Source organism: Absiella sp. AM09-50 (genome assembly GCF_003433845.1).
GTDB classification, from domain to species: Bacteria; Bacillota_I; Bacilli_A; order Erysipelotrichales; family Erysipelotrichaceae; genus Hoskinsella; species Hoskinsella hominis.
The window spans coordinates 46536-58681 of the sequence record NZ_QVFI01000026.1; the positions used below are offsets into that span (position 1 = coordinate 46536).

Annotated in this window: 11 protein-coding genes; 3 read left to right on the forward strand and 8 right to left on the reverse strand. The window is 33.4% G+C overall.

Annotated elements, in window-relative coordinates; all coding sequences use genetic code 11:
• Nucleotides 1-95: 95 nt before the first annotated feature.
• Complete coding sequence (locus tag DW114_RS17125) at nt 96-1112, forward strand: lysylphosphatidylglycerol synthase transmembrane domain-containing protein (RefSeq protein WP_117454923.1); 1017 nt, start codon at nt 96-98, stop codon at nt 1110-1112.
• A 44-nt stretch (nt 1113-1156) separates the two neighbouring features.
• Here the strand turns inward: DW114_RS17125 and DW114_RS17130 are convergent, their stop codons facing one another.
• From DW114_RS17130 to DW114_RS17145, 4 genes are all read right to left on the reverse strand, one after another.
• Nucleotides 1157-1993, reverse strand: coding sequence for a hypothetical protein (locus DW114_RS17130; RefSeq protein WP_117454924.1), 837 nt, complete (start codon nt 1991-1993; stop codon nt 1157-1159).
• 192 nt (nt 1994-2185) lie between these two features.
• A complete protein-coding gene (locus DW114_RS17135) occupies nt 2186-3508 on the reverse strand; it encodes a serine hydrolase (protein WP_158552321.1) in 1323 nt (440 codons plus the stop codon).
• A gap of 159 nt (nt 3509-3667) precedes the next feature.
• Nucleotides 3668-4795: a hypothetical protein gene (locus tag DW114_RS17140; RefSeq protein ID WP_117454926.1), complete on the reverse strand. Its 1128-nt coding sequence runs from the start codon at nt 4793-4795 to the stop codon at nt 3668-3670.
• Nucleotides 4782-5285: an RNA polymerase sigma factor gene (locus tag DW114_RS17145; RefSeq protein ID WP_117454934.1), complete on the reverse strand. Its 504-nt coding sequence runs from the start codon at nt 5283-5285 to the stop codon at nt 4782-4784. Before DW114_RS17145 ends, DW114_RS17140 begins: the two co-directional genes overlap by 14 nt.
• A 143-nt stretch (nt 5286-5428) precedes the next feature.
• On the opposite strand from DW114_RS17145, the gene DW114_RS17150 reads away from it, so the two are divergent.
• Together DW114_RS17150 and DW114_RS17155 are read left to right on the forward strand one after the other, a co-directional pair.
• A complete protein-coding gene (locus DW114_RS17150) occupies nt 5429-5917 on the forward strand; it encodes an Lrp/AsnC family transcriptional regulator (protein WP_117454927.1) in 489 nt (162 codons plus the stop codon).
• Nucleotides 5917-7080: an aminotransferase class I/II-fold pyridoxal phosphate-dependent enzyme gene (locus tag DW114_RS17155; protein ID WP_117454928.1), complete on the forward strand. Its 1164-nt coding sequence runs from the start codon at nt 5917-5919 to the stop codon at nt 7078-7080. Before DW114_RS17150 ends, DW114_RS17155 begins: the two co-directional genes overlap by 1 nt.
• A 484-nt stretch (nt 7081-7564) precedes the next feature.
• On the opposite strand, the gene DW114_RS17160 is transcribed toward DW114_RS17155, so the two are convergent.
• From DW114_RS17160 to DW114_RS17175, 4 genes are all read right to left on the reverse strand, one after another.
• Nucleotides 7565-8194, reverse strand: coding sequence for a MerR family transcriptional regulator (locus tag DW114_RS17160; protein WP_117454929.1), 630 nt, complete (start codon nt 8192-8194; stop codon nt 7565-7567).
• Nucleotides 8195-8388: 194 nt separating this feature from the next.
• Entirely contained in the window at nt 8389-9375 is a 987-nt protein-coding gene (locus DW114_RS17165) for a hypothetical protein (RefSeq protein WP_117454930.1), read from the reverse strand.
• On the reverse strand, nt 9372-10031 hold the full coding sequence (locus DW114_RS17170) for an ABC transporter ATP-binding protein (protein WP_117454931.1): 660 nt from the start codon (nt 10029-10031) through the stop codon (nt 9372-9374). The genes DW114_RS17165 and DW114_RS17170 overlap by 4 nt, the downstream gene beginning before the upstream one ends.
• A gap of 337 nt (nt 10032-10368) precedes the next feature.
• Nucleotides 10369-12012, reverse strand: coding sequence for an RNA-binding domain-containing protein (locus DW114_RS17175; RefSeq protein ID WP_117454932.1), 1644 nt, complete (start codon nt 12010-12012; stop codon nt 10369-10371).
• Between the last annotated feature and the right edge of the window lie 134 nt (nt 12013-12146).

Below are 12146 nucleotides of genomic sequence, written 5' to 3' on the forward strand. Positions count from 1 at the left end.
CTACGCAATACTTAACCATATTTTTACATTTCTTCATGAATTTTAGTGCTATACTAACAAAATAAGCATACGATAGTAAAGGAAGGAAGACATGTATGACAACAAACTGGAAAAAAACAATTGCGCAAATGATATTGTTGATAGGGCTCATTAGCTTTGCTTTCTGGTTTGCGCTTAAGGATGATTATCAAGAAGTTCTGCATAATCTAAAAAGCGTATCCCTTGTCTGGATTGGCATTATATTTCTTTTTGGTATTTTATATTATCTTTTACAGGGATATATGTTATATACGATCACAAAGCCATATAAAAAAGATGTAACTTTCAAGGATGGCTGCTACAACGCTTATATTGCCGCATTCTTTAACGGGGTGACACCTTTGGGTGGTGGACAGGTAGCACAGACTTATGCTTTTCGTAAACTTGCCATTTCTTATCAAGATATCGCAAGTATCTTGTGGAAAGAGTTTTTTCTTTACCAAAGTGTAGTGGTTGGCTTTGCATGTCTTTTGATTATGACACATTTCACTTTTTCTATTCATACCTTTTCTGGTTATTTCCTATTGGTTTTGGCAGGTCTATGCATCAATGCTTCCGTTATATTGATTCTGTGGACCATGTCACATTTTCCTAAATTATATACCTGGATCAGTGAAAAAGTCGTTTCCCTTGGGGAAAAGTTTCATATCATTAAAAAGAAAGAGGAAATCTTAGAAAAGTGGAATCTTCAGGTAGAATATTTCACAAAGGAAATCAAACAGTTAAAAAAAGATAAGCGTCTGATTAAAAAAGGTGTGATCATTGATTTATTAAGACAAATTATTTATTACAGTATCCCTTATCTGGTTGGTATTGGATTAGGCTTGCCTTTAAGTTTTGAGGATATCATGACAATTTTACTATTGTCATGTTTTATTCATATGTTAAATGCTTTAACACCATTACCAGGAGATTCAGGCTGGACAGAAAGTGCCTTTATACTAATATTCAGCGTACCTTTTGGAAAGATATATGCCAGCAGTATCATGATCTTATGGCGATTTGCGACATATTATCTGAATATTTTGATTGGTGGATGTATCTTCTTTATCATAAAAACCAAAAATGCTTAAAAACGGTGAAGCATCATCGAATAGATGATATTCCACCGTTTATTTTAACGAACTTCTTTTGCTAATTTCCATAGTTCACTGAAAGACACAAAACCGATTGCATCGCTTTTTTCTTTCGCAACCTGGCGCTGACGTTTTACATTTCCTTCATGTACAGCATTCAGATTATTTTTATCCATCATGTATTGTACATAAGAGAATTTCTTCAAAAGGAACCAATTCGCAATAAAGGTATTGATACATGCTTCCTTGTTTTCACTGGCCGCAAGCGTTTCCCTTAAAGACGCTTCCTGTTCCTTACCCATCTGATTTGCCAAATCATACATTTCTGCATAACTGTCAAACATTTTAGAATCCAGATTACGCTGAACGATACCTGCTTTACTGTTTTGGAAGAAGAATGAATCAACTGCCTGAAGCATCAGCTCCACGTTTTCCTCATTCATACAGTCTGCGATAATCTCATTACGAGTTCCCTCATATTCATTTTCTGGTTCGCTCATTACATAATACAACGCTTTTGCTTTCACATATTCTTCTTTATCTCCTAATGTCAATATGATTGCCTTTTGGACGTCATCGAATTTCCCATATACTACGTAAGGACATACAATGCTTCCTTTAGGCAATTTGAATGCATCCTTATAACGGATGATTTGATTTGCGATTGCATCTTTATTGATATTTAATCTCAGACCTACACAAATCTTGAGATTACAGTCCTTTTCAAACAGTTTTGATAATAAAGTATAAACTTCCTCTTTGCCCTCTACTGTTTCTATCGTGGAAAGATAATCTTCTAAAAAGCCATTAAATTCACAAATTCCGGTATTCCCTTCTCTAGCATCTTGAACTTCACTCAAAATATCATAAATTGCCATAGTTTTCCTCCTTTCCTTGACGTATGTTTGACATTTGAAGATAAATGGAACTATGTCACTGTTGTATATGAATAGGTTCCCGATGATGAGTGGGAACCATAGCGCTTTCATTTTGTTGTTTTCCTAATTTTATTGTACAACCTTTTGAAAATAATTCAATCTTTATTTCATTTTTTTCACTTTTTCATTGTATTAATGTGCCTGTGCATAGTTATATAAAAGCACATTGATTTCACCCATTACATTTTTCCCTGCTTCTCCAAGAGAAGTATATACAGATACTGCATAAGGATGATCACTCATTACCAGTCCTGCGGCATTCCATGCACTACCATAACAGCCATCCTTTTGCATAATTGGCACATCTAAATAACGCTTCAGACAATCTCCTGGCGCAACTCCATATAATCGCTGTGACAGCTCAGGAAAGCTGTTTAGATGCTGATATAAATATACCAGTGCATCATTCATATAATGTACAGTAATATTGTTGGAATAATATGGCGTTTCATAATTAATGGAGCTATATTTTTTAATTGCTTCACGATAACTTCCCCAGCCACCTATGCCTTTAAACAGAATACGGGATGCTGTGTTGTCAGAGTAAACGATACTATAAAACTGCAGGTCTGCGATAGATATCTTATCTCCGGGTTTCTTTGTATCCCCGATTGGTCCACCTTCTTCAAAATCATCTTTCTCATAAAGCAGCAAATCACTTTGTGATATCTTTCCAGCATTCTCCTGTTCATAATAATACATATTCAAAGGCAATTTATAAGTACTTCCTGCCACCATCCATTGATTACCATTCACAAAATACTCTTCACCTGTCGTAAAACTATGATAACTGATCGCAACCTGTGTGGTAAGACCTCTTTTTTTCATATAATCCTTTAAGATTGCTTCTAAACTCATATTCTTATAATCATAATCAAAGGATACCTTTGATACTACATCTACTTTTGGCGTACTGTCTATCACATTGATAACTTGACACTTCTTTTCTGTATTGCCACTTTGATCTTTTGCACTTACACAAAATTCATGTTCCCCTACAGTAAAGTCCTCTTCTTTCATGTTGAGTGTCACACTTACTTTTGATTTTTCATCTTTTGCGGTATATAGATCTTTAATAGAAAATCCTTTATACAAATCCACTTCCTTTACAGGGAGTGTGATTTTTGGTTTCACATGATCTTCCACATGAAAAATCACTGGATAATCTTTATCTCTGAAATGTAAGGTAACTGTATAGTCTTTGATTTCATCAAACTTGAATAATGAGGAATCAAATTCTTCATCACTTCGTTGTCCTTCAAAATAATAGGAACTGTTGGTTGGCGCTTTTTCATTATAATCTAACGTTACTTCTTTCACTTTTTGTGTAATATCTTCATATACCTGTGTAATATAATAAGCTGCACCAGCACAGCCAACCAATAAAATACTTAAACATAATAAAAGTATAATTTTTATCTTTCTTTTTAATTTTTTCTTTTTCTTCACTGCCATAATCATTTCCCCTTTGATATCTACAATGTAATATTATTTTATCACGTAATGCGACATAATGTATACGTGAATTGTATTTCCGATGTATTTCATAAATTTACCGTTTTTTCCTGATTTTAGGATACTGTTTTTTGATTTTTTCTAATTTTCAATTATTTTTCACGGCTTCTGTTTTGTGTAAGGATTCATATCTGTCAAACGCTCATAAGCATCACTTGTAATTGCGACAACATCACAAAAATAAATACCTTCCGCTTTTAGAATATAAAAGCGATATACAGGCAGACGATATGGTAAAAATGTTCGTATCCGCTTAAGTGTAGGATATAATAAATCATATCCAATGATGTCCTCTTTTGTGAACTCTGTATGATGGAAAAAGTAATAATAATCTCCTTGTAAGAGTTTTTCTTCAGCTTCTTCTTTACTGATCAAAGGCATTGTATCCACTTCTTCAATATTTTTTTGATAAGGAAGCACGATACAGGGATACGCTGCTTCTAATGTATCTATTATTGTGAAATGAATGGCATCTTTACCTTCCGCATATATTGGTGCGTTTTCACTTTTTTGAGTAATCAAAACTTCTAATGCATCAGGTCCTGTTTCAATCACATGATATATAGGTGATGTAATCTTTCTTGTTTGCGCATAAACTGATTGATATTGTTTCGCAAGTTGAAGCATTTTTTCACTATTGCTTATAGTACTTCTTTCTATTTCCTGTTTATATTGGATATGAATGGAGGCATCACGATATACAGAAACATTTTTTTCATCATCTTCTAAGTGATATCTTACATCATAATCATTTGATGATTGAATCTGTCCTTCCATTTGTAGCTGTTCTTTCACAAGCTGCATGCGTTCCTTTAAAACATTATCCTCAAAATCACCAATCTCTGCGGCTTGAAGATCCACATTTTGATATCGATAAACAGGCAATGCTTTGATATCTTCATATGTGTTATCATAAACATCTTTGCGGTTTTTATCAAATAATGAATCGAATATACCACCACCCAGCCAATCATAGCTTTGTGGTGTATAAGTCTTTTTTTCTATCTGTGGAATATTGGGCAGATAAGTGATTGCACCATAAGAAACATGTGGCTTAGGAATTAAAAAGATGATGAGTATTGCGGTAATGATGACGATTCCCACTGGCAGATAAATTTTTTTTCTACGTTTTTTAACTGTCTGATTCGTTTTTACCTGATATTTCAGCTGGGCAATCTGTTGTTCATCTAATTTAAAATGATTCAGATCATCTTTATATTTCTTCATAGATATCACTTCCTTCCAACATCTCTTTTAAACATTTTCTTGCTCGCCTTAACCACGTTAATATCGTTGCTTCTTTCTTTCCCAGAATAGATGCGATTTCTTTTACGCTGTATTCTTCATAATAAAAAAGATAGACAACATCCCGATATTTCTGTGGCAGTTTTTTAACATATGGCAAAACCACAAGGGGTGTGTAGGTTTCCTCTTGTGCATATTGATCCTTTAATTCTACTGTTTTTCTGATACGTTCATGTTTCCAATGATCTTTACATGTATTGATTGCTATGCGTAGTACCCATGCTTTTTCTTTATAAACATTTTCAAATTCTGGTCGTTTTGCGTTCATGATTTTCACAAAACTATCCTGTAAAACATCCTGAGCATCTGCTTCATGCTGCATATGTTGTAGTACGACGCGATAAACCATATTTCCATAGCGATCAATGAAATCATCTATCGTTTCACACAACATTTCCTCCTGTTTATCCATACTTCTTCCATTTCCTTTCATAAATATAACGCTTTGTTTTCATGTATTATTTCAAAATCTTAAGAATCCTATGAAAATTCCTGGTTTACTTCCTTTTGAATCCATTATACAATAGATACATATTATAGAAAAGGTGATGAAAAATGAAGACTGAATTACTATTATCTCTTCTGGAAACAAATGCCCGTTACTCTACAAGAGATTTGGCAGATGTTTTATTAGAAGACGAAGACAGTGTCATTCATACGATGAGTGATCTGGAAAAGAAAAAAATTATTTGTGGATACCACACGATCATTAACTGGGATAAGACAAATAAAGAAAAAGTGATGGCGTTGATTGAAGTAGGAGTCACACCAGAACGTGATTATGGCTATGACAAGATTGCGAAGAATATATACCGTTATCCTGAAGTAGATACTATGTATCTTATGAGTGGAAAAAGTGAATTCATCGTAATTATCTATGGAAAAACGATGCAGGAAGTCAGTAACTTTGTTGGCACAAAATTAGCACCAACACAAAACGTGGTTTCCACATCTACTTTCTTCGTATTAAAAGAATATAAAGTAAACGGCGTTATTTTTGACGAAGAAGAAAAACATAACGAAAGATTGGTTGTGACGCCATAATGTATGAAAAATTTCTAAGTGAAAAAGTACAGACGATTCGCCCCAGTGGCATCCGTAAGTTCTTCGATTTAGCTTCTCAAATGGAAGGAGTTATCTCTTTAGGTGTTGGTGAACCTGATTTTGATACTCCCTGGCATATTCGTGAAGCCGCAATCTATTCCATTGAAGAAGGCAGAACGCACTATACTGCAAATCAGGGATTATTAGAACTGCGAGAAGAAATCGTATCCTATGCAAAACGCCGTTTTAATCTGGATTATGATCCAAATGATAATGTCATTGTGACTGTTGGTGGCAGTGAAGCAATTGATATCGCCATGCGTGCACTTGTTAATCCAGGAGATGAAGTTATCTTAATGGAGCCATGTTATGTCGCATATACACCAAGTGTAGAATTATGTGGCGCAAAACCTGTGCATATCAAATTGGAGCATAAAGATGAATTTAAATTAACACCAGAAAAACTGGAAGCTGCCATTACTCCAAAAAGCAAGGTTATGCTGTTGAATTATCCTAGCAATCCTACTGGTGGTGTCATGACGAAAGAAGATTATGAAAAGCTTGTGCCAATCATCAAGAAACATGAATTAATCGTCATCAGTGATGAAATTTATGCTGAATTAACATATGATGGAGAGTTCTGTTCACTTGCGAACTTTGAGGAAATCAAAGATCAGGTCATTGTTATCAACGGTTTCTCAAAAGCCTTTGCGATGACTGGCTGGCGTTTAGGTTATACTCTTGCCAACAAAGAATTCACTGCTGCTATGAATAAAATCCATCAGTACATTATTATGTCTGCCCCTACTGCTGCACAATATGGTGCGATTGAGGCACTTCATAATGGTGATATTCATGTTGCGGAAATGAAAGAAGCCTATGAATCAAGAAGAAACTTTATCACAAAAGGCTTTAATCGTATTGGCTTGCCAACACATCTGCCTCATGGTGCTTTCTATATCTTCCCAGATATTCGCTCTACCGGTTTAACAAGTGATGAATTCTGTGAAAAATTATTGGCAGAAGAAAAAGTAGCTTGTGTCCCAGGCACAGCCTTTGGTGATGCTGGTGAAGGCTTTGTCCGTGTATCTTATGCGTATAGCATTGAGCATATCAAAGAAGCAATCGAAAGAATCGATCACTTCATGCGTAATTATCGCTAATATTCAGGGTATATCGTATATTCGATATACCTTTTTCTTTGTCTTTTGCATATTTTATGTACATGAAAATTGTTTTGATGCAAGAAATATGTACATAAAAGTTGCAACATGTGCTATGAATATAGCCAGTGGCAGCCTACTGAAAGTAGCAATAGCTGCGTCAACTTCATTCGATTGGATATGTAAAAATAGTCCCTGATAGTATCTATAAGATATATCTTTAGCCCCTAAAAATTATATATTATGTGGAGGAATGCCTGCATTTATAAAGGATAATGTAACATACAAGACTTCATAAAAGTAAGAGAACAGCAACAGCAAAGCATGAAAGATTATTATGAGGATATAGCAAAATATTTTTCTATATATAATATCAGTACACAAGGGTGTATCAAACAACTTTATATGCTCATGTTCCTTTCGATATAATATTTACGCAAACATTTTATGACATGTGCAAAGCAAAACGAGAAGAATCTTATGATCATGATTCCTCTCGTTTGTTTTTTCTTTTCCATTTACGCAATAGTTCCTTCATACTAGATATATACACTCTGAGCAATCCATCTTGATCTGCAGAGCTTCTTACAAAAATATATAGCACATGCAGTACCATAATCAATCCCACAATCGGCAGCCAGTCTTTATCACAAAACAGTAAAAAGCATCCCATCATAAATTCCATAAAATATTTAGATGTGAATTGTTTATTATCTTCCTGCATTGTGATTTTGACACTATCCTGAAATTCGTATTCCTCCTTCAATTCTTGATCCATTCGGGCATAGGTTGAACATGTTTCATCTTTTTGATTATATACAGCTTTGATATACGCCTTTTGTATACGACATAGTGCCATTCGTTTATCAATTTCATTAAAATGGTCTTGAAAGATTTCTTCATCATGCTCCTTCTTTAAGATATTTTCGATTTCAGAAATAGAAAAGTCTAGTTGCCGCAATACTTTGATTTTCCATAAAATCAATAATTGATCTTCACGATATTCACGATAGCCGTTATCATTGCGCAAAACTTCAATCAATCCCTTTTCTTCATAATATAATAACGCTTTTTTTGTGATACCTGTTTCTTTGATTACTTCATGAAATAACATAAATTACACCTTCTAACCATAACTTACAAATCTGTTATGAAACTGTAAGTTCAATCACACGCAGTTTTTTTCTACTTTGATTATACTATAGATGTCAATGATAGGAGGGATACATGATGGCAAAATTCTTACAAATCGCTAAAGCAATCTTCTGTATCGTATGTTTAGGATACGACGAATCTGCATTCATGTAATTATTTAATTGACACGCGTTCTATCACCTTTTTCTGGGTATAAACAAAGTAAAGAAAATAGATGATACACAAGCACGCACATAATCCAAATACAGGCTGTCCTTGATCAATCGCAAGCAACATGAAAAATAATGCGATACATAAGGGGTAGCCTTTTTGTTTTAGACTGACATCAATAATCGCAACCCATATCCAGTAATTCTTTCCTTTCCATGGAAAATGTTGAAATATATATTGTAATACTTTATCTATCCGCTGTTGCTGTTTTTGTTTTTTCCTTTCCATTGCAGTTGCCTGTTTTCCACAAAATAATCTTTCCACCATAAGTTCACGATGCTGTTTCATAATCATAAGATAAGGCAGATGCCAAAATAGTCTTAATAAAAACAGTAAACAGATGCATAAGATAATGAACTGATATTTGGTTATAAAAGATATCCAGTTACCAATATTTAAAATACAAAACATCAAAAATATTGGCATTAATTCTCTTAATGGATTTACGATATTTACACTGATTCCTTCCCCAAAATAACCACTTTTTGTCGCAAAGGTAGTGTAAAAAAATGACACATAATAAACAATTTGTAAAACAAGCATAAAGCTTATAAAGGAAAGCGAAATCGTTGAAGATAATATATAATATATCAACTGTGATAATAAGAATGGTATCAGTTGTGCTATAAAAGCAAGTGGCAGAAGCCCTGCGACATACTTTCGTATTTGGATTGGAAATGCTAATAATGTTTTCCATCGTCCTTTGGTTTCGTGATGTGCCATAATCCGGTAAAACAGAAATAATAAAGCAAATGCCGGAAAAGCAGATATCGACATCATTAGCTGTTCATGTGTCATTGGCTCTAAGATTCCTACAACGATTGTTAAGGAATCTTCATTATAAGTACCAAACGCATAAAGAAACGCTAGAATCATCACAATTGCAAGATATTTCCAGTCTTGATCTTTACAAATCATTTTCCATCTCATAAAACATCACCTTTGAAATATGCATGTAATTGATTTTTATCTTTTGTATCTATTGCTATACCTTTTTCATTTAATAAAATCAGGCGGTCCGCTAATGGCTCTAATTGATCAATCGTATGAGTGGTTAATAAAAAAGTTGTATGTTCTTTCATTTCTTGCAAAAGTTCAATCAAGTTAATAACACTTTTAGAATCGATTGCCACAAAAGGTTCATCCATCACAATCATATCTGCACCACTTAATAAAATCATCGCAATCCCTGCCTTTTGTTTTTGCCCAGAACTGCATTTATTTACACGTTGATTTAAATAGTCTATTGACAAGGCTTGTAATACTTTTTGAACAAACGGACTCTGTAAATCGAAATCCTGATGATGAAAACAGCGATAGAAATATCGTAAGTTATCTAGTACACTTAATTGTTCTATCAAAGGAGAATCAAAAGGCAAATAACCTATATGTATACCATTTCGCTCAACACTTCCTTCATATGGCAAAAGACTGCCACATAATAGGTTTAATAGTGTACTTTTACCACTGCCATTTCTTCCTGCCAATAGCACACAACCTTCTTCTCCTATTTCTAAGGAAAAGTCATGCAATACATCCACCTCATCATATGCAAATGATAGATGTTCAATTTTTATAGAATTCATTTGAATGCCTCCTGTCTATGTGATGAATTATATGCTCTACCCTAAGGGGAAAGTCAATATTTCTTAAGAATTTTTTACAAAAAAATTAAAAGGACAGCTTTGTACTGTCCTCAAATAATTGATTATGGAGCGCATTGGAGCGCATCGGAGCGTATTTGGAGCGCATTGGAGCGCATTTGGAGCGTATTGGAGCGCATTGGAGCATATTGGAGCATATCGGAGCGTACTTGGAGCGCATTGGTTTATATCAAAATAATAACAATCATATTTTTCGAAATAATTTGGATGCATAATCACTAATATAATATATATTTCAATAGTAAAGATAATTAAAATATCATTTTTTTACATAATGAACTGATTTACCTTTACCGATCATATTAATTACATTTTCTTCTCTCATTCTTTTAGTATAAGAATATGATTGTTTTCTAGTGCATCTACATAGCTCTCTGATAGTTTCATTATTAATGCTGCCATTAATCTCTAAATATTCTAAAATCATATTTTTTGCTTTTATATATGTTGCAGTTAGATCTTGTGTATATTGTATATCAGATTTTACCTCATGATAAACCTTTGCAGTTAACATATAGATTCTTCCTGATAATTCAATTAAAGATAATCGCTCTAACTTTGATAAAACATGCTTAGCATCATCCGACTTTAATTGCGTTAAATCAGCAGCCTCTGAAAGAGATATTGTTTTATTTTCAAATAAATACCTTAAAACCATTAGTTCAGGCAATGTAAATAAATTATTATTTTTATCCTGGGTTTCTGCGATAAATTTCACAAAGCCTTCATCTTCAATAGAACTGTATAATGTTAGTTTGATTGCATCTTTATATGCTGTATACTCTGGATATGGTTTCCCCATTGAAACCATTTCTTTAAATATAATATCAATTCCCTGACCTGTTCTTTGAACATATCTTAATCTTTGTAATGTCTCAGCAATTAATTTATTTCTTGGTACTGATGGATGTGTGATAATATTTTTTTCATTGATATCCGCCATAAAACCGCCTGGACTTTCAATAATCAATTGATCAGAATAATGTTTTACATATATGGATCCCGGACTATCGTAGCGACGATGTGTATACGCGTTTAAAAGTGCTTCTTGAAAAACCTTTTCAGAAAAATCATAGATTTCAAGTCTAAACAATCCAACCTGGATATTGACTAGATGATTATAATCCTGGATTTTTTCTGTTAAACGATCTAGCACAGAAATAATAGGTAATTTCAAATCTATACGATTATCATATTCTTCTCTGTTATCATCACTATAATGTAAATAAATACATTCTGCTTGAGGCATATATTTATGAATAGAAGCTTCTTTCCCTACAAAAAGCAATCCTGCTACCGTAAGCTTATCGCCCGTTTTTGTTTCCTTAACCAAAGAAAGATCTTTCAAAAAAGACATATCATCTAATTCTATTAATGTTGATTGTTTATCTCTTACTTTCAATTTTTCTTTTAGTTTATAAACCTCCAGCAAATTGATATCCTCCTCTGAGGTACATTCTAATATCTGTGCGGAATAATCAATATCTTCCACAATTTCGTCTTTCATATTTTCTGGAGTATATGGTTTAGAGTTTTTTCCTAATCGTTTATAATATTCCCCAGAAGATGTTCCACAAAGCCGTTTACTTTTTTCCACATATATCACGATAACATCTTTTCCATCAATTGTGACTGCTTCTGCTTTAGTGAACAAGTTTGGCACAGTTCTATCATAAATACTTTCTATAATATTTTGGATATCGTATTTTGTACAACCCGTAATACGCTGATCATCCTCAACTCCAAGAAGTAAATAACCACCTTCTGAGTTTGCTAATGCCACTACTTCTTTTACGCATAACTTAATAAGATTCTTGAAATTCGGAGTTTCCACCCAAGATTTAAATTCAACATTAATCTTTTCACCATGATTTATCAAATCTTGTAATTCGCTTTTATCCATTTTTATCACTCCTCTTAACTTGTTTATTATATCAAATTTTATATCAATTTGACGATAAACTATCAATATTTAATTAAAATATTATGATTCGAATATGATAATGTCTTAATGAAACCAAATTGATTTTGTCTTTA